Source organism: Streptomyces sp. NRRL B-24572, from assembly GCF_002156145.1.
GTDB classification, from domain to species: Bacteria; Actinomycetota; Actinomycetes; order Streptomycetales; family Streptomycetaceae; genus Streptomyces; species Streptomyces vietnamensis.
Genome location: NZ_MWIG01000337.1, coordinates 1 through 18,425, shown reverse-complemented (window position 1 = coordinate 18,425; position 18,425 = coordinate 1). Strand labels below are relative to the sequence as shown.

Here is an 18,425-nt window from a genome sequence, read left to right as displayed (position 1 = left end):
GGGTCGGTACGCGCCCCGGGGGCCACCGGATTTCCGGACGTCGGGCCGCTACGGCACGTTCGGGGTGGTCTCGCAGCTCGCCGTGGCCGTGTCCGTGCCGGTCTCGCCGTCGCAGACGTCGGGGCCGCCGGCGCCGCCGTCGAGGGAGTCGTTGCCGGGGCCCGCGTGGATGCGGTCGGCACCGTCGCCGCCGAAGAGGTCGTCGCGGCCGCCGGCCGTGCCGACCGTGACGGCGATGTCGAAGTCCGCGTTGTCGCCGAAGATCGAGTCGTTTCCGCCGCCGCCCTCGATCTTGTCGTCGCTGGCGGACGTGATGCCGGCGTCGACGACCGAGCTCTCGCCGACGAGGATCTCCGCGCCGGTGCCGCCGATGATGTGGTCGCGGCCCGATCCGCTCGCGTAACCGCCGCTCGCGGAACGGATGTTGTGGTCGCCGATCTGCAGACCGCCGTCGACGCCGCCGTTCAGGGTGTCGTCGCCGCCGTCGCCGCTGGCGTTCCCGGTGGCGTCGGAGTCACCGATCATGAAGTCGGTGAAGCCGCCCCCGCCCAGCAGGGTGTCGTCGCCCGCGCCGTCCGCGTCGCCGGCCGTGGCGCGCGAGTCGCCGACCATGTCGTCGTCCGCGTCCCCGCCGTCCAGGAGGTCGCGGCCGCCGCCGGTGGCGTTGTTGCCGAGGCTGTCGCCGACCATGACGTCGTTGCCGACTCCGCCGTACAGCTTGTCGTTGCCGCCTCCGCTCGCGTCGCCGCCGGTGGCCCAGTTGTCGCCGACCATGACGTCGTTGCCGTCTCCACCGGTGAGGGTGTCGTTGCCGGCGGCGTCCTCCGCGTTGCCCGACAGGTTGCGGGTGTCGCCGGCCAGCCTGTCGTTGCCCGCGCCGCCGTCGATCTGGTCGTTGCCGAGACCGCCGTTGATCTGGTCGTCGCCGCCGAGGCCGCACACGCGGTCGTTGCCGCCGAGGCCGTTGATGATGTCCGCCCCCGTGGTCCCGATGATCACGTCCGCGCCGCTCGTGCCGTTGGTGGTCACTCCCGGGGTCGTGATCACGATGGTGGCCGGCTTGCCGAGACAGGTCGGAACCTTCGCGGCCGGCTCGGCCTGCACCGGGCCGGCCAGGCCGACCACACCGCCCAGGACGAGCAGGGCGGCCGCCACGGTCCTCGATCCGGTCCGCGTGCCGGCCTTCTGACGACGACTCATCATCGATGATCCTTTCGATTCGTGAACGTGCATCCGCGGGGGATGCGTAACCGAAAGCGACGCCGACGCGTCCTGGCGGGCACGCACTGTAGTCGGATGGCGGAAACGATCGGCCCGCACGGCGGATGCCGTACGGGCCGGGACGTCAGGACTGCTGATCAGTGGTTGCGCGGGAAGCCCAGGTCGACGCCCGCGGGGGCCTCGGACGGGTCGGGCCAGCGAGTGGTGACGACCTTGCCGCGGGTGTAGAAGTGCACGCCGTCGTTGCCGTAGATGTGGTGGTCGCCGAAGAGCGAGTCCTTCCAGCCGCCGAAGGAGTGGTAGCCCACCGGCACCGGGATCGGCACGTTCACGCCGACCATGCCGGCCTGGACCTCCAGCTGGAAGCGGCGGGCTGCGCCGCCGTCACGGGTGAAGATCGCGGTGCCGTTGCCGAACGGCGAGGCGTTGATGAGGGCGAGGCCCTCCTCGTACGTCTCGGCGCGCAGCACGCACAGCACCGGGCCGAAGATCTCGTCCTGGTAGGCCTTGGCCGAGGTCGGCACGTGGTCAAGGAGGGACAGGCCGATCCAGTGGCCGTCCTCGTAGCCGTCGACGGTGTAGCCGGTGCCGTCCAGGACGACCTCGCAGCCCTCGTCCGCCGCGCCGTGGACGTACGAGGCGACCTTGTCGCGGTGGACGGCCGTGATGAGCGGGCCCATCTCGGAGGTCGGGTCGTTGCCGGGGCCGATCTTGATCTTCTCGGCGCGCTCGCGGATCTTCTGGACGAGCTCGTCGCCGATCGCTCCGACGGCGACGACCGCGGAGATCGCCATGCAGCGCTCGCCGGCCGAGCCGTAGGCCGCGGAGACGGCCGCGTCGGCCGCCGCGTCGAGGTCGGCGTCCGGGAGGACCAGCATGTGGTTCTTCGCGCCGCCGAGCGCCTGGACGCGCTTGCCGTTGGCGGAGGCGGTGGTGTGGATGTAGCGGGCGATCGGGGTCGAGCCGACGAAGGAGACCGCGGAGACGTCCGGGTGCTCCAGGAGACGGTCGACGGCCACCTTGTCGCCGTGCACGACGTTGAACACGCCGTCCGGCAGGCCCGCCTCGGCGAGCAGCTCGGCGATCTTCAGGGACGGCGAGGGGTCCTTCTCGCTCGGCTTGAGGATGAAGGTGTTGCCGGTCGCGATGGCGATCGGGAACATCCACATCGGCACCATGGCCGGGAAGTTGAACGGGGTGATGCCGGCGACGACGCCGACGGGCTGGCGGATCGACGCCACGTCCACGCGGTTCGAGACCTGGGTGGACAGCTCGCCCTTGAGCTGGGTGGTGATGCCGCAGGCCAGGTCGACGATCTCCAGGCCGCGGGCGACCTCGCCGAGGGCGTCGGAGTGGACCTTGCCGTGCTCGGCGACGATCAGCTCGGCGATCGCGTCGCGGTTGGCGTCGAGCAGCGCACGGAACTTGAAGAGGATCGTGGTGCGCTGGGCGAGCGAGGAGGTGCCCCAGGTCGCGAAGGCGTCCTTCGCGGCGGCGACGGCGGCGTCGACCTCGTCGACGGAGGCGAGCGCGACCTTGGTGGTGACGGCGCCGGTGGCCGGGTCGGTGACCGGGCCCCAGTTCCCCGACGTGCCCTCGACGGTCTTGCCACCGATCCAGTGGTGGACGGTCTTCGTCATGACGAGTTACTCCTTCAGAGATGGCGGCGTCGGGCGGTGACGTGCCGGTCGTACTCCTCGCGGGCCTTGACCGCCGACGGGCGGGTCGACGTCTCGGCCACGGGCACATCCCACCACGCCTGGGCCGGGGGCGGGCCCGACACACTGTCTGCCGTTTCGGTCTCGACGTAGACACATGTGGGATCCGTGGCCGCCCGCGCGTCCGCGAGGGCTTCCCGCAGGTCACGCACGGTGCGCGGGCGCAGGACCCGCATGCCGAGGGAGGCGGCGTTGGCACCGAGGTCGACGGGGAGCGGCGGTCCGGTGAAGCCGCCGTCGTCCGCGCGGTGGCGGTAGTCGGTGCCGTACCGCTCGGCGCCGACGGCCTCGGAGAGCCCGCCGATGGAGGCGTACCCGTGGTTCTGCAGGATCACCAGCTTCAGCGGCAGCCTCTCCTGGACGGCGGTGACGATTTCGGTGGGATTCATCAAGTACGTACCGTCTCCGACGAGCGCCCAGACGGGTCGGCCGGGTGCGGCGAGGAGGACGCCGATCGCGGCGGGGATCTCGTATCCCATGCAGGAGTAGCCGTACTCGACGTGGTACTGGTCCGTGGAGCGGGTCCGCCAGAGCTTGTGGAGGTCGCCGGGGAGCGAGCCGGCGGCGTTGATCAGGATGTCGCCGGTGTCGACCAGAGTGTCGAGTACGCCGAGGACCTGGGTCTGGGTGGGGCGGGCGTCCTCGTCGGGGACGGCGTACGCGGCGTCGGTCCGTTCCTGCCAGGCGGCCTTCGAGCGGTGCCACTCGGCCCGGCTCCGCCGGTGGCCGCCGAGCGCCTCGGTGAGGGCGGTGAGGCCCTCGCGGGCGTCGGCGACGAGGGGCAGCGCGGCCTGCTTGTGGGCGTCGAATCCGGCGATGTTGAGGTTGAGGAACGGCGTGTCGGGGCGGAAGAGCGTGCCGGACGCGGTGGTGAAGTCGGTGAGGCGGGTGCCGACGCCGATGACCAGGTCGGCGGTGCGGGCGAGGACGTTGGCGGTGTCGGTGCCGGTGTGGCCGATGCCGCCGACCTCGCACCAGTGGTCGTACGGGAGGACGCCCTTGCCGGCCTGGGTGGTGGCGACGGGCAGGCCGGTGCGCTCGGCCAGCTCGCGCAGCGCGTCCTCGGCGCCGCTGTGCTTCACGCCGCCGCCCGCGATGATCAGCGGTCGTTTCGCGGCCTTCACGGCCCGGACGGCGGCGTCGAGTTCCTCCGTGGCGGGGCGGGGGCGGCGGACGCGCCAGATCCGCTCGGCGAAGAACTCCTCCGGCCAGTCGTACGCCTCGGCCTGCACGTCCTGGGGCAGGGCGAGGGTCACGGCGCCGGTCTCGACGGGGTCGGCGAGGACCCGGGCGCAGGCGAGGGCGGCCGGGATCAGGGCCTCGGGGCGGGTGACCCGGTCGAAGTAGCGCGACACCGGGCGGAGGCAGTCGTTGACGGACACGTCGCCGGCGTGGGGCAGTTGGAGCTGCTGGAGGACGGGGTCGGCGGGGCGGCCGGCGAAGGTGTCGCCGGGCAGGAGGAGGACCGGGAGGTGGTTGATCGTGGCGAGGGCGGCGCCGGTGACGAGGTTGGTGGCGCCGGGGCCGATGGAGGTGGTGACGGCGTGCGCGGAGAGCCGGTTCCTCTGGCGGGCGTAGCCGACGGCGGCGTGCACCATGGCCTGCTCGTTGCGGCCCTGGTGGAAGGGCATGTGCTGCTCTTCGACCAGCGCCTGGCCGATGCCGGCGACGTTCCCGTGGCCGAAGATGCCCCAGGTGGCGGTGATGAGCCGCTGCCGGACGCCGTCGCGCTCGGTGTACTGGGCGGCGAGGAAGCGGACGAGGGCCTGCGCGACGGTGAGCCTCATGCGTATCCCTCCGTGTGGTCCGGGTGGAAGCAGATCTTCCACTCCCTTTCGGGTCCGGGACCCGCCATGACGTTGAGGTAGTAGAGGTCGTGCCCCGGCTGGGCGATCGAGGGCCCGTGCCAACCGTCGGGGACGAGGACCGCGTCGCCGCTCCCGACCTCGGCGAGGAGGTCGGCGCCGCCGGGTCGGGAGGGCGAGATCCGCTGGTAGGCGCACCCGTGCGGGCCCTGGACCTCGTAGTAGTAGATCTCCTCGAGGACGGACTCGGCGCCCGGGCGGTGCTCGTCGTGCTTGTGCGGCGGGTAGGAGGACCAGTTCCCGCCGGGAGTGACGACCTCGACGGCGATCAGCCGGTCGCAGGCGAAGGCGTCCGCCGAGGCGAAGTTCCGCACGCGGCGGGTGCGGTTGCCGCTGCCCCGGGTCTCGACGGGAACCTCCGGCGCGGGGCCGTAGCGGGCGGGGAGTCGTCGCTCGCACTTCGCTCCTGCCAAAGCGAAGCGGCCTCCCGCGCCGGAGGCGATCTGGGCGTGGGCGTCGCGCGGTACGTAGGCGAAGTCGGTCACCCCTTCGAACACGCTCGTGCGGCCCAGGAGTTCGAGGATCTCGCCGTCGACGCGCACGCTACAGGCACCGGAGAGGGGAAGCACGACCCATTCGCAATCCCCGCTCTCGAAGGAGTGGATCTCCCCCGGTCCGAGGGCGAGGACGCGGAGGGCGGAGTACGCCCATCCGGCCCGCTCGGGGTCGATGGAGACGGCGTAGGGGCCGCGGGCGGCGGTCCCGGCGGGGAGGTGGAGACTCGTGTGCATGGCGGATCCCTACCCCGGTTCCGGCAGGGCGCCGCGGCCGGGCGCGGGACCGTCCGGCGAGACGCCACGGCCCGGCACGGAGGCGCCCGGCGAGACGCCGCGGCCCGGCACGGAGGCGCCCGGCGAGACGCCACGGCCCGCCGCGGAGGCTTCCGGCAGGGTGCCGTTGCCCGCCGCGAGGGCTTCCGCGATCTCCGTGGCGTCCGGCATCGCGGGCGCGCAGGCGAGGCGGCCCGCGACGATCGCGCCGGCGGCGTTGGCACGGCGCAGGACCGTGCCGAGGTCCCGTCCCGCGAGCAGGCCGTCGACGAGCGCCCCGCCGAACGCGTCGCCCGCGCCAAGACCGTTGACGACCTCGACCGGCAGCGGCGGCACCTCGGCGCGGGTCCCGTCGGCGGCGAGCGCGAGGACGCCCGCGGGGCCCTGCTTGACGACGGCGAGCCGGACCGCGCCGGTCGCGAGGAGGGCGCGGGCGGCGGCCTCCGGCTCCCGCTCCCCCGTGGCGACCTCGCACTCGTCGAGGTTGCCGACGGCGACGGTCGCGTGCCGCAGCGCCTCCGTGTAGTACGGGCGGGCCGCCGCCGGGTCCGTCCAGAACATCGGCCGCCAGTCCAGGTCGAGGACCGTCACCTCCCGGCCGGAGCGGGCGCGCAGCGCCTCCAGGGTCGCGGTGCGGCTGGGTTCGGCGGACAGGCCGGTGCCGGTGGCCCAGAAGACCCGGGCGGCGCGGATCGCGTCGAGGTCCAGCTCGTGCGGCCGGATCTCCAGGTCGGGGGCCTGGGGGCGGCGGTAGAAGTACAGCGGGAAGTCGTCGGGCGGGAAGAGCGCGCAGAAGGTGACGGGGGTGGGGTACGCGTCGACCTCGGTCACCCAGCGGTCGTCCACGGCGAAGCCCTTGAGCTCACGGCGCAGATAGGTGCCGAAGGGGTCGGCGCCGGTGCGGGAGATCAGCGCGGTGCGGCGGCCGAGGCGGGCGGCGGCGACGGCCACGTTGGCCGGGGAGCCGCCGAGGAACTTGCGGAAGGTGTCGACGCGGTCGAGTCCGACACCGGTCTGGAGCGGGTACAGGTCCACACCGAGGCGTCCCATGGTGATCAGGTCGTACGGCTCCGTCTCCACGCGCCACCTCTCGGTCGGGCCGCCCTCGGCTCCGCTCCGTCCTCAGGTCTAGTCGTCCGCCGGGAGGCGTGTCAACGATATGTCCGGACATTCGGACGACCGCTTGACGCTGCTCTCGGGCCGCGGTCAAGGTGGCAGGCATGACGAAGCCGTCGCCGCAACCGTCGTCCTCGCCGTCCCGTATCCGGATCGGTTCCGCCCCGGACTCCTGGGGGGTGTGGTTCCCCGACGATCCCCGGCAGGTGCCGTGGCAGCGCTTCCTCGACGAGGTGTCGGGCGCCGGCTACGGCTGGATCGAACTCGGGCCGTACGGCTATCTGCCCACCGATCCGGCCGTCCTCGCGGAGGAGACCGCGCGGCGCGGTCTGCGGGTCTCGGCGGGGACGGTCTTCACCGGGCTCCACCACGGCCCGGACGTCTGGGACCGCACCTGGGCGCACGTCGCCGAGAACGCCGCCCTCGCGCAGGCCATGGGCGCGGCCCATCTGGTCGTCATCCCCTCCTTCTGGCGGGACGACCGGACGGGCGAGGTCCTGGAGGATCCCGTGCTCACCGCCGGGCAGTGGCGGGACCTGACCCGGCTGACGGAGCGTCTGGGCCGGGAGGTGCACGAGCGGTACGGGCTGCGGATCGTGGTCCATCCGCACGCCGACACCCACCTCGACGGCGAGGAGAGCGTGACGCGCTTCCTCGACGCCACCGACCCGGACGCGGTCGCGCTCTGCCTGGACACCGGGCACTACGCGTACGCCGGCGGGGACAGCGTCAAGCTGATCGAGACGTACGGGGAGCGGATCGGCTACCTCCATCTCAAGCAGGTCGACCCGGAGGTCCTGGCCGGGGTGGTGGCCGAGGGGGTGCCGTTCGGTCCTGCGGTGGCGCGGGGCGTGATGTGCGAGCCGCCGTCCGGGGTGCCCGCGCTCGAACCGGTGCTCGCCGCCGCGTCGGCGCTGGGCGTGGACCTGTTCGCGATCGTCGAGCAGGACATGTACCCGTGCGAGCCGGACGCCCCGTACCCGATCGCCCTGCGGACCCGGCGCTTCCTCCGCTCGTGCGGCGTGTGACCGGCGCATACCTCTCTGACCAGGGGTGACGCACGCGGACACACCGACGGGCGCCTGTGCCACTTCCGTCACACAGTTCCCTCCCGCGTCACGCTTGTCTCCATTACGCGGGCTTTGCGTCACAGGCGTTCGACAGCCGCTCTCCTCCTGTCGGGAGGGCCGTTTCACCGGGCACAGGCTGATTGATCTCTTGATCGCCGACGCCCGCCCGCAGCGCCCCCGAACGGCACCCCCGCCGCCGCTGCGCGGCGCGCAGGGAGGTACCAGGCATGACGGACAGAAGGCTCTGGTCGTACAAGGACATCGCCGCACACATCCGAGTGCAGCCCGACACCATCCGCTCCTACCGGAAGCACGGGCTGCTTCCGGCGCCCGACCACGTGGAGTCGGGCAAGCCCTACTGGTACGTGGACACGATCCGCGCCTGGGTCGCCGGCCGCCCCGGCAACCGGGCCCGCCGCGACTGACCCCGCCGCGCCCGCCGGCGACGCCGGGCTCCGGATCCCCCCTCCGGAGCCCGGCGTTCCGCTGTGTCGCGCCGGGCCGTCCCCGACCATGCCGCCCCGGACCGTCCCGGGCCGGGTCAGTGGACGGCGCTGTACGTTCTCTCGCCCGAGCTCTCGCCCGAGCCGGCACCGGCACCGGCACCGGCCGGGGCGTCCGTCTCGCTGATGCCGAAGCGGTCGTGGAAGCGGCGCAGCGGTCCCGGTGCCCACCAGGTGAGGCGGCCGGTCAGCTTCATCACGGAGGGGACGAGGAGGCTGCGGACCACCATCGCGTCCATGAGGACGGCGAGGGCGACGCCGAGTCCGAGCATCTTGGTGTTGGTGACGCGGGAGGTGCCGATGGCGACCATGACGACGGCGAGGATCACGGCGGCGGCGGTGATCAGGCCGCCGGTGTGGCGCAGTCCGAAGCGGACGGAGTGCTCGTGGTCGCCGGTGGCGTCGTACTCCTCCTTGATGCGGGAGAGCAGGAACACCCCGTAGTCCATGGAGAGTCCGAAGGCCACGCAGAACATGAGCACGGGCAGGGTGGTCTCGATGTCGCCGGTGGAGGTGAAGCCGAGGAAGCCGGCGAGGTGGCCCTCCTGGAAGACCCAGACGACGGCGCCGAACATCGCCGTGAGGCTGAGGGCGTTGAGGAGGACGGCCTGGACGGGGATCAGGACGCTGCCGGTGAGCAGGAAGACGAGGAGCAGGGTGACGAGGACGATGATCCCGGCCGCCCAGGGCAGGCGGTCGGCGATGGCGTCCTTGGAGTCGACGAGGACGGCGGCCGGTCCGGTGACGGAGGTCGCGAACGGGGCCTCGGTCGCACGCAGTTCCCCGACGACCCGCTGGGCGTCGGCGCCGACGGTCTCGCCCTCGGGCACCACGGTGAAGTAGGCGGAGCCGCCGCCGGCGGTGACGGGCCCCTCGGCCCGGCCGACGCCGTCGAGGGCGGCGATCTCCTCGCGGTAGTCGGCGTACTGCGCGGGGGTGGCCGTCCCTTCGGCGAGGACGGTGATGCCGCCGCCCGGGTTGCCGGGGAAGCCGTCCCTCAGCTGGTCCTGGACGACGCGGGAGGAGGCGGTGACGGGGAGCTGGCGGTCGTCGGCGGTGCCGAACTTCACGCCCAGGAAGGGCAGCCCGAGGAGGACGAGCCCGGCCGTGGTGACGACGGCGAAGACGGGCGCCCGGCGCATCACGAGAGCGGCGGCCCGTCCCCAGCCGGCCCCGGCGTCGTCCCGGCCGTTGTCCTCGGCGTCCTTCCCGGGCGTCCCGCCGCGCCGGAGGAGGCGCCGCAGGTCGAGGGCGTTGACCCGGTCGCCGAGCAGCACGAGGGCGGCCGGGAGCAGGGTGAGGGCGGCGGTGGCGGCGAGCAGGACGACGGCGATCCCGGCGTACGCGAAGGAGCGCAGGAAGTACTGCGGGAAGACCAGCATCGCGGCGAGCGAGACGGCGACGGTCAGGGCGGAGAAGAGCACGGTCCGCCCGGCCGTGCGCAGCGTGGTGCGGACGGCGGTGTACGTGTCGGCGCCGGCGGCGAGCTCCTCGCGGTAGCGGCGGACGACGAACAGGGCGTAGTCGATGGCGAGTCCGAGTCCGAGGGCGGTCGTCAGGTTCTGTGCGAAGACGGAGACGTCGGTGAACTCGGTGATGCCGCGCAGGACGGCGTTGGTGCCGAGGATGGCGACGATGCCGACGCCGAGCGGCAGCAGGGCGGCGACGGCGCTGCCGAAGACCATGACGAGCAGGACGAGGGTGACGGGCAGGGCGATGAGCTCGGCCCGCAGCAGGTCCTCCTGGATGACGGTCTGCATCTCGTGCCGGACGGCGAGGCCGCCGCCGTCCTCGGAGCGGAGGGCGGGCGAGCCGGTGGACCAGTAGGAGCCGACGCCTTCGACGCCCGGCTCGGCGTCGAGCTTCTCGGCGAGCTTCCGGGCCTCGGCGGCGACGGCCGGGGTGTCGACGAGGGCGGTCCCGCCGGCCGCGGCGCCCCCGGCCTTGGCGGTCCCGGCGCCTCCCGCGTCGACGAGCAGCAGCACGTTCGGCTGGGAACCGGGGAACTGCCGCTCCAGGGCCTTGGTGGCGTACGTGGACTCGGCGGCCGGGTCCTCCCAGCCGCCGCTGCCCATGCGGTCGGCGACCCCGCCGCCCGCGAGGACGGCGAGTGCGGTGAGCACGAGGGCCACGAGGAGGGTGAGGCGCGGGTGGGCGGTCACGAACCGCGTCCATCCCCCGCCGGACCCACCGGGCCCACCAGGCCCACCGGACCCGCCGGACCCGCCGGACGCTGTTTTCTTGACTTCGGCCATGCCCCGGTGTCCCCTTCACCTGACCCGTGCGCACACGCTTCCCGGCAGGTCGCATGGGTCGCCCATTGCCATAGACTGGCAAACACGAGTGATCGCTCGCGTTTCTCAAGAATGCGAGCGACCTCTCGTGTTTGTCAAACGTGTGTCGAGGAGACCTGGGGACAGCCATGTCCGAAGACGTGTCCGAAGAACCGAAGCCGCGCCGCCGCCAGGCGCGCGGCGAGCGCCGCATCGCGCAGCTGCTCCAGGCCGCCGCGAACGTCTTCTGCGCGTACGGCTACACGGCGACCAGCACGAACGCGATCGCCCGGGAGGCGAGCGTCTCGCCCGGCACGCTCTACCAGTACTTCCCGAACAAGGAGGCCATCGCGATCGAGCTCGGCGAGCGCCTCCTGAACGAGATGCGGGAGGCCCACGGCCAGGCGTTCACCCCGGCGAACCTCGGCCTGCCGCTGCCCGAGCTGCTCGACGTCGTCGTCGACCCGATGATCGCGTTCAACTGCGAGCACCCGGTCTTCCTCGCCCTGATGCACGGCTCCGACGTGCCGGGCCGGATCGCCGAGGAGCACGACGCCCTGCACGCCAACCTGCTGAACCGGGTGCAGGAGGTCATCGCCCACTACGCCCCCGAGCTGTCCGTCGAGGACCGCACCCGCATCGCCGACATGACCTTCGCGATCTTCAAGGGGGGCCTGCAGCTGATCCTCGCCGCCCCCGAGGGCGCCGGGCGGGACGCGGCGATCACCGAGCTGAAGACCGTACTCCTGCGCTACCTGTCGCCACTGACCGGCGAGCCGCTCACCACGCTTCCGAACCGCTGACCGCCTCCGGGGACGGCACCCTGTCCTCCTCGCGCGCCCGCAGCTTCATGGCGAGCAGCGGGAAGACGAGGACGGAGAGCATCCCCGCCCCGACGAGCGCCGCCGCCTCGCCGGCCGTCATCTCCTTGTCGTCCACGCCGATGGTGGTGATGGCGACGACGAGCGGCAGCGCCGTGGAGCCGTACAGGACGAGCCCGCCCCGGTCCTTGCGGTCGAGGTCGCGCGGGGCGAGGAACCAGATCGGCCCGCCGCGCACGACCAGGAAGAGCAGCAGGAAGACCGGCAGCAGGAGCAGGGTCCTGCCCCCGCCGAGGAGCGAGTCGAGGTCGAACTCGATCCCGGTGACGACGAAGAAGACCGGGACGAGGAAGCCGAAGCCGACGCCCTCGACCTTCTCCAGGATCTGCGGCCCCGCGTCCGGCGCGGCACCGGTCAGGACGAGCCGGGTGATGAGTCCGGCCGAGAAGGCGCCGAGCAGCACGTCGAGCCCGAGCGCCGTGGACGCCCCGAGCATCACGGCGAGCAGCAGGAAGACGAAGCGGACCGCGAACTGACCGCTGCTGTGCAGGGTCTTGGCGATGACCTTCGAGAACCAGGGCGGGCGGGGCCGCAGCGCCCAGAGGACGGCCCCCGCCGTGAGCGCGGCGAAGACGGCGAGGAGGGCGGTGGACTCGGCGGCGCCCCGGCCGCTGAGGAGCAGCGCCATCGCGATGATCGGGCCGAACTCGCCGACCGCGCCGAAGGCCATGACGACCGAGCCGAACCGCCCGTGGAGGTCGCCGGCGTCCCGCAGCACCGGCAGGACGGTGCCGAGCGCGGTGCTGGTCAGGGCGACGCCGATGAAGACGCCCTTGGTGTAGCCGCCGCCGAGCAGGACGCCGGTGCCGAGCCCGAGGCCGAGGGCGATCACCCAGGCCCACACGGAGCGCCTGAGGGTGTCGCCGCGGACCTTGCCGAACTCGATCTCGTACCCGGCGAGGAAGATCAGCATGGTGAGGCCGAGCTGGGAGAGCCCGTCGATCAGCGCGTCGGGCCGGGCCCAGTCCAGGACGTCGGGGCCGATGAGGATGCCGAGCAGGATCTCGAAGATGACGAGGGGGACGGGGAGCCTGCGCCCCACCGCGTAGGCCAGCAGCGGCGCCAGGACGGCGATCGCCATGATCAGGATGAGCGTGCTCCCCGAATGCGACATATCGGGTATTTACCATAGGCTCCGGCGGGATTCGGGTCACACCGCGATCCGAGGAGACTGGACTCATACCCCCTGGGGGTATAGTCTCGGTATCGTAAGGCCCCGAACCACCCAGGAGGAGAGCGCCATGTCCGCAGAGACGAAGACCGAACTCACCACCGTCTACCAGGTCAAGGGCATGACCTGCGGCCACTGCGAGGGCGCGGTCTCCGGCGAGATCTCCGCGATTCCCGGCGTCTCCTCGGTCACGGCCGTCGCCAAGACCGGCGAGGTCACCGTCGTCTCCGAGGCCCCCCTCGACCGCGAGGCCGTCGCCGCCGCCGTGGACGAGGCCGGCTACGAGCTGGTCTGACCTCCCCCGAACGAGCGCCCGGCAGGGCCGTACCGTTACCGGTACGGCCCTGCTCCCCTTTGGAACCGCACATGCCAAGCACCACCGTCACCGAGCTGACCATCGGCGGGATGACCTGCGCCTCCTGCGCCGCCCGCGTCGAGAAGAAGCTCAACCGGATGGACGGCGTCACCGCCACCGTCAACTACGCCACGGAGAAGGCGCACGTCGAGCACGCGCCGGACGTCGGCGTCGACGAGCTGATCGCCACCGTCGTGAAGACCGGCTACACCGCCGAGGAGCCACTGCCGCCCGAGCCGGAGGAGCCGGAGGAGCCGGAGGAGGCCGAGGAGGACCCCGAGCTCGCCTCCCTCCGGCAGCGACTCACCGTCTCCGCGCTCCTCTCGGCGCCCGTGGTCCTGCTCGCCATGGTCCCCTCGCTCCAGTTCGACAACTGGCAGTGGCTCTCGCTCACCCTCGCCTCCCCCGTCGTCGTCTGGGGCGGGCTGCCCTTCCACCGGGCCGCCTGGACCAACCTCCGGCACGGCGCCGCCACCATGGACACCCTCGTCTCGGTCGGCACCCTCGCCGCCTACGGCTGGTCCCTCTGGGCCCTCTTCCTCGGCGACGCCGGCATGCCCGGCATGCGCCACGGCTTCGACCTCACCGCCGACCGCGCCCACGCCTCCTCCTCGATCTACCTGGAGGTCGCCGCCGGGGTCGTCACCTTCATCCTCCTCGGCCGCTACCTGGAGGCCCGGGCCAAGCGGAAGGCGGGCACCGCGCTGCGGGCCCTGATGGAGCTCGGCACCAAGGACGTGGCCGTCCTCAGGGAGGGCAGGGAGGTGCGCGTACCCGTCGGCGAGCTCCGTACCGGCGACCTCTTCGTCGTACGTCCCGGGGAGAAGATCGCCACCGACGGCACCGTCGCCGAGGGCGCCTCCGCCGTCGACGCCTCCCTGCTCACCGGCGAGTCCCTCCCCCTGGACGTCACCCCGGGCTCCGCCGTCACCGGCGGCTGCGTCAACGTCTCGGGACGCCTCGTCGTCGAGGCCACCCGGGTCGGCGCCGACACCCAGCTGGCCAGGATCGCCAAGCTCGTCGAGGACGCCCAGAGCGGCAAGGCCGAGGTGCAGCGGCTCGCCGACCGGATCTCCGCCGTCTTCGTCCCGGTCGTGATCCTCATCGCCCTCGCCACCCTCGTCACCTGGCTCCTCGTGACGAGCGACGTCACCGCGGCCTTCACCGCCGCCGTCGCCGTCCTGATCATCGCCTGCCCCTGCGCCCTGGGCCTCGCGACCCCGACCGCCCTCATGGTCGGCACCGGGCGCGGCGCCCAGCTCGGCATCCTCATCAAGGGCCCCGAGGTCCTGGAGTCCACCCGTCGCGTCGACACGGTCGTCCTCGACAAGACCGGGACGGTCACCACCGGCCGCATGCGGCTGACCGGCGTCCACGTGCACGGCGGGCGGTACGGCACCGACTCCGCCGACGAGACCGAGCTGCTGCGGCTCGCGGGCGCCCTGGAGCACTCCTCCGAGCACCCGGTCGCCCGCGCGATCGCCGCCGGCGCCGCCGAGCGCTGCGGGGAGCTCCCCACCCCGAAGACCTTCGAGAACGTGCCCGGACTCGGCGTGCGCGGCTCCGTCGACGGCCGGCTCGTCCTCGTCGGCCGCGCCGCCCTCCTCGAAGCCGAGGGGATCGAGGCGCCCGCGACGACCGAGCCCGGCGCCGTCCACGTCGCCTGGGACGGGGTGGCCCGGGGCACCCTGACCGTGGCCGACACCGTCAAGGACACCAGCGCCGAGGCGGTCGCCCGGCTGCGCGCCCTGGGCCTGCGGCCGGTGCTGCTCACCGGGGACCACCGGGCGGTCGCGGAGGCCGTGGCGGCCGAGGTGGGCATCGACGAGGTGATCGCGGAGGTCCTGCCCGAGGAGAAGGCCGAGGTGATCCGACGGCTACGGGCCGAGGGCCGTACGGTCGCGATGGTGGGCGACGGGGTGAACGACGCCGCCGCGCTCGCCGGAGCCGACCTCGGGCTCGCGATGGGGACGGGCACCGACGCGGCCATCGAGGCGAGCGACCTGACCCTGGTCCGGGGCGACCTGCGGGTCGCCGCGGACGCCATCCGGCTGGCCCGGCGAACCCTGGCGACGATCCGGGGAAACCTGGGCTGGGCCTTCGGCTACAACCTCGCCGCGCTCCCTCTCGCGGCGGCCGGCCTCCTCAACCCGATGATCGCGGGCCTGGCCATGGCCTTTTCGTCCGTCTTCGTCGTATCCAACAGCCTGCGACTCCGGCGGTTCACGTGAATTCACCCACGTGTGACGCACAGGACCTTCACAAAGAGATCTAGATCACAGATATTGGGGGGTAACCATCTGGGCTGTTCGCGAGTCTAAGTGGGCGATGCCAAGAACGTCTTGGGGGACGTTCATGGGATGTCTTGGGGGACGTCCCAGGCAAGCGCGGCCGGGGCACGTGCTCGGGGAGCTTTGAGCGGCCCTCCCGTACGTACCCCGGCAGACCGCGCGTCAGACGCCCGGCCCGGATCCCGTGGGGGGAATCCGCACCGGGACATGGAAAGCGCCCCGCTCGCCGACCCGTGGGGGGATCGGTGGGCGGGGCGCTTTTCGCTCGTCTTGTCCGAGGGTCAGCGAGCCTCGACCGGGACGAAGTCGCGGAGGACCTCACCCGTGTAGATCTGGCGCGGGCGGCCGATGCGGGAACCCGGCTCCTTGATCATCTCGTGCCACTGGGCGATCCAGCCCGGAAGGCGGCCGAGGGCGAAGAGGACCGTGAACATCTCGGTCGGGAAGCCCATGGCCCGGTAGATCAGACCCGTGTAGAAGTCCACGTTCGGGTAGAGGTTGCGCGAGACGAAGTACTCGTCGGAGAGCGCGTGCTCCTCCAGCTTGAGCGCGATGTCGAGCAGCTCGTCGGACTTGCCGAGGGCCGAGAGGACATCGTGTGCCGCCGCCTTGATGATCTTGGCGCGCGGGTCGAAGGACTTGTACACCCGGTGGCCGAAGCCCATCAGGCGGACGCCGTCCTCCTTGTTCTTCACCTTGCGGATGAAGGAGTCGACGTCGCCGCCGTTGGCCTGGATGCCCTCCAGCATCTCCAGGACCGACTGGTTGGCGCCACCGTGCAGGGGGCCCCACAGGGCCGAGATGCCGGCGGAGATCGAGGCGAACATGTTCGCCTGCGAGGAGCCGACCAGGCGCACGGTGGAGGTCGAGCAGTTCTGCTCGTGGTCCGCGTGCAGGATCAGCAGCTTGTCGAGCGCGGAGACGACGACCGGGTCCAGGTCGTACTCCTGCGCCGGGACCGAGAAGGTCATGCGCAGGAAGTTCTCGACGTATCCGAGGTCGTTACGCGGGTAGACGAACGGGTGACCGATCGACTTCTTGTACGCGTACGCCGCGATCGTCGGCAGCTTGGCGAGCAGCCGGATCGTGGACAGGTGACGCTGCTGCTCGTCGAACGGGTTGTGGCTGTCCTGGTAGAAGGTGGACAGCGCGGAGACCACCGAGGACAGCATCGCCATCGGGTGGGCGTCCCGCGGGAAGCCGCGGAAGAAGTTCTTGACGTCCTCGTGGACGAGGGTGTGCTGCGTGATCTCGTTCTTGAAGGTCGACAGCTCGTCGACCTTCGGCAGCTCACCGTTGATCAGCAGGTACGCCACCTCAAGGAAGGTGGAGCGCTCGGCCAGCTGCTCGATGGGGTAGCCGCGGTACCGCAGAACGCCCTGCTCGCCGTCGAGGTAGGTGATGGCGGATTTATAGGCGGCGGTGTTGCCATATCCGCTGTCCAGGGTGACCAGACCGGTCTGGGCTCGGAGCTTCCCGATGTCGAAGCCCTTGTCGCCGACGGTGCTCTCGACCACCGGGTAGGTGTATTCACCGTCCGCGTACCGCAGTACTACAGAGTTGTCGCTCACGTCATCCCTCACCGACGTAGTGCCTCATCTTCGAGCTGCCCTGACTGTCTCTACCATCCCCCATTCGGCTCAGGAGAGTGCACTCGGGGTCGCTCATTGGGCCATTCGGCGGCACTCAGTGCCGCCAACCTTCATATCCTGCCCCCTTCGCCCCGGTTCCGGTAGTCCTCCGTGATCTTTCACACGAGGGCGCTCCCTGTGAGCCGATGGGCGAGCGCGGTAAAGCGCCTGCCCGCCGAGACCGTACGGACCGCCTGGGCGATCGCCCGGCGGGAGCCGACCAGGACGACGAGCTTCCTGGCCCGGGTCACGGCCGTGTAGAGCAGGTTCCGCTGGAGCATCATCCAGGCGCTCATGGTGACCGGGATCACCACCGCCGGATACTCGCTGCCCTGCGAGCGGTGGATGGTGACCGCGTACGCGTGGGCGAGTTCGTCCAGCTCGTCGAAGTCGTACGCCACCTCCTCGTCCTCGTCCGTCCGCACGGTCAGCCGCTGTTCGACGGTGTCCAGTGCCGTGACGACGCCGACCGTACCGTTGAAGACGCCGTTGGCCCCCTTCTCATAGTTGTTCCGAATCTGGGTCACCTTGTCGCCGACCCGGAAGACCCGGCCGCCGAACCGCTTCTCCGGCAGGTCCGGGCGGGCCGGGGTGATCGCCTGCTGGAGCAGACCGTTGAGCGAGCCCGCGCCCGCCGGGCCCCGGTGCATGGGGGCGAGGACCTGGACGTCCCGGCGCGGGTCGAGGCCGAACTTGGCCGGAATCCGCCGGGCCGCGACGTCCACGGTGACCCGGGCGGCGTCCTCCGTCTCCTCCTCGACGAAGAGGAAGAAGTCCGGAAGGCCCTGGGTGAGGGGCGGGGTGCCGGCGTTGATCCGGTGCGCGTTGGTGACCACCCCGGACTGCTGCGCCTGCCGGAAGATCCGGGTCAGCCGCACGGACGGTACGGGGCTGCCGGGGGCGAGCAGATCGCCGAGCACCTCGCCGGCACCGACCGACGGCAACTGGTCGACGTCCCCCACGAGCAGCAGATGGGCACCCGGTGCCACGGCCTTGACCAGCTTGTTCGCCAGGAGCAGGTCCAGCATGGAGGCCTCGTCGACGACGATCAGATCGGCGTCGAGCGGCCGGTCCCGGTCGTAGGCCGCGTCCCCGCCCGGCTTCAGCTCCAGGAGCCGGTGGACGGTGGAGGCCTCGGCGCCGGTCAGCTCGGCGAGCCGCTTGGCGGCCCGGCCGGTGGGGGCGGCGAGCACGACCTTGGCCTTCTTGGCGCGGGCCAGCTCCACGATCGAGCGAACGGTGAAGGACTTGCCGCAGCCGGGGCCGCCGGTGAGCACGGCGACCTTGCGGGTGAGGGCGAGCCGCACGGCCTCCTCCTGCTCGGGCGCGAGCGAGGCCCCCGTACGGTCCGCGAGCCAGGCCAGAGCCTTGTCCCAGGCGACGTCCCGGAAGGCCGGCATCCGGTCCTCCTCGGTCCGCAGGAGCCGCCGGAGCTGACCGGCCAGGGACAGCTCGGCCCGGTGGAAGGGGATCAGGTACACGGCCGTGACGGGCGTCCCCTCGGGGCCGGGCACGACCTCCCGCACGACCCCCTCGGGATCCTCGGCGAGCTCGCCGAGG

14 protein-coding genes are annotated in these 18,425 nt (G+C 72.0%); 5 read left to right on the top strand and 9 right to left on the bottom strand.

Annotation, left to right across the window (positions count from 1 at the left end; genetic code table 11):
* Positions 1–48: 48 nt before the first annotated feature.
* The 5 genes from CCN56_RS20980 to iolC all read right to left on the bottom strand — a co-directional run bounded on the left by CCN56_RS20980 (position 49) and on the right by iolC (position 6,624).
* Complete coding sequence (locus CCN56_RS20980; protein WP_179199926.1) at positions 49–1,203, bottom strand: calcium-binding protein; 1,155 nt, start codon at positions 1,201–1,203, stop codon at positions 49–51.
* A gap of 155 nt (positions 1,204–1,358) precedes the next feature.
* Entirely contained in the window at positions 1,359–2,861 is a 1,503-nt protein-coding gene (mmsA, locus tag CCN56_RS20975; protein ID WP_086828990.1) for a CoA-acylating methylmalonate-semialdehyde dehydrogenase, read from the bottom strand.
* A 14-nt stretch (positions 2,862–2,875) separates the two neighbouring features.
* Positions 2,876–4,726 (bottom strand): 3D-(3,5/4)-trihydroxycyclohexane-1,2-dione acylhydrolase (decyclizing), encoded by a 1,851-nt coding sequence (iolD, locus tag CCN56_RS20970; RefSeq protein WP_086828989.1) that lies wholly within the window; start codon positions 4,724–4,726, stop codon positions 2,876–2,878.
* The gene (gene iolB, locus CCN56_RS20965; protein WP_086828988.1) at positions 4,723–5,535 is read right to left on the bottom strand and encodes a 5-deoxy-glucuronate isomerase; all 813 of its coding nucleotides are present in this window, start codon (positions 5,533–5,535) and stop codon (positions 4,723–4,725) included. Before iolB ends, iolD begins: the two co-directional genes overlap by 4 nt.
* A 9-nt stretch (positions 5,536–5,544) precedes the next feature.
* Positions 5,545–6,624, bottom strand: a complete 1,080-nt coding sequence (iolC, locus tag CCN56_RS20960; RefSeq protein WP_086829006.1) for a 5-dehydro-2-deoxygluconokinase — start codon at positions 6,622–6,624, stop codon at positions 5,545–5,547.
* A gap of 170 nt (positions 6,625–6,794) precedes the next feature.
* Here iolC and CCN56_RS20955 point away from each other — a divergent pair, with 170 nt between their 5' ends.
* Complete coding sequence (locus CCN56_RS20955) at positions 6,795–7,718, top strand: sugar phosphate isomerase/epimerase (protein WP_086828987.1); 924 nt, start codon at positions 6,795–6,797, stop codon at positions 7,716–7,718.
* Positions 7,719–7,987: 269 nt separating this feature from the next.
* Positions 7,988–8,185, top strand: a complete 198-nt coding sequence (locus CCN56_RS20950; protein WP_041129319.1) for an AlpA family transcriptional regulator — start codon at positions 7,988–7,990, stop codon at positions 8,183–8,185.
* 116 nt (positions 8,186–8,301) lie between these two features.
* Here the strand turns inward: CCN56_RS20950 and CCN56_RS20945 are convergent, their stop codons facing one another.
* Complete coding sequence (locus CCN56_RS20945) at positions 8,302–10,518, bottom strand: MMPL family transporter (RefSeq protein WP_256962068.1); 2,217 nt, start codon at positions 10,516–10,518, stop codon at positions 8,302–8,304.
* A 167-nt stretch (positions 10,519–10,685) separates the two neighbouring features.
* Between CCN56_RS20945 and CCN56_RS20940 the strand changes: the two genes are divergently transcribed.
* Positions 10,686–11,339, top strand: coding sequence for a TetR/AcrR family transcriptional regulator (locus CCN56_RS20940; RefSeq protein WP_086828983.1), 654 nt, complete (start codon positions 10,686–10,688; stop codon positions 11,337–11,339).
* Here the strand turns inward: CCN56_RS20940 and CCN56_RS20935 are convergent.
* Positions 11,317–12,531, bottom strand: coding sequence for a cation:proton antiporter (locus CCN56_RS20935; protein WP_086828981.1), 1,215 nt, complete (start codon positions 12,529–12,531; stop codon positions 11,317–11,319). The two genes, CCN56_RS20940 and CCN56_RS20935, sit on opposite strands and share 23 nt — an antisense overlap.
* Positions 12,532–12,658: 127 nt before the next feature.
* On the opposite strand from CCN56_RS20935, the gene CCN56_RS20930 reads away from it, so the two are divergent.
* Both CCN56_RS20930 and CCN56_RS20925 read left to right on the top strand, forming a co-directional pair.
* Positions 12,659–12,883 carry a heavy-metal-associated domain-containing protein gene (locus CCN56_RS20930; RefSeq protein WP_086828979.1) on the top strand — a complete coding sequence of 75 codons (225 nt, stop codon included), beginning with the start codon at positions 12,659–12,661 and terminating at the stop codon, positions 12,881–12,883.
* Positions 12,884–12,954: 71 nt separating this feature from the next.
* Positions 12,955–15,174, top strand: coding sequence for a cation-translocating P-type ATPase (locus CCN56_RS20925; RefSeq protein WP_086828978.1), 2,220 nt, complete (start codon positions 12,955–12,957; stop codon positions 15,172–15,174).
* Between the two features lie 341 nt (positions 15,175–15,515).
* Here the strand turns inward: CCN56_RS20925 and CCN56_RS20920 are convergent, their stop codons facing one another.
* Positions 15,516–16,805 carry a citrate synthase gene (locus CCN56_RS20920; RefSeq protein ID WP_041129324.1) on the bottom strand — a complete coding sequence of 430 codons (1,290 nt, stop codon included), beginning with the start codon at positions 16,803–16,805 and terminating at the stop codon, positions 15,516–15,518.
* Positions 16,806–16,984: 179 nt separating this feature from the next.
* Positions 16,985–18,425, bottom strand: a 1,441-nt coding sequence (locus CCN56_RS20915; protein WP_179199925.1) for an ATP-dependent RecD-like DNA helicase, incomplete at its 5' end; no start/stop codon positions are given.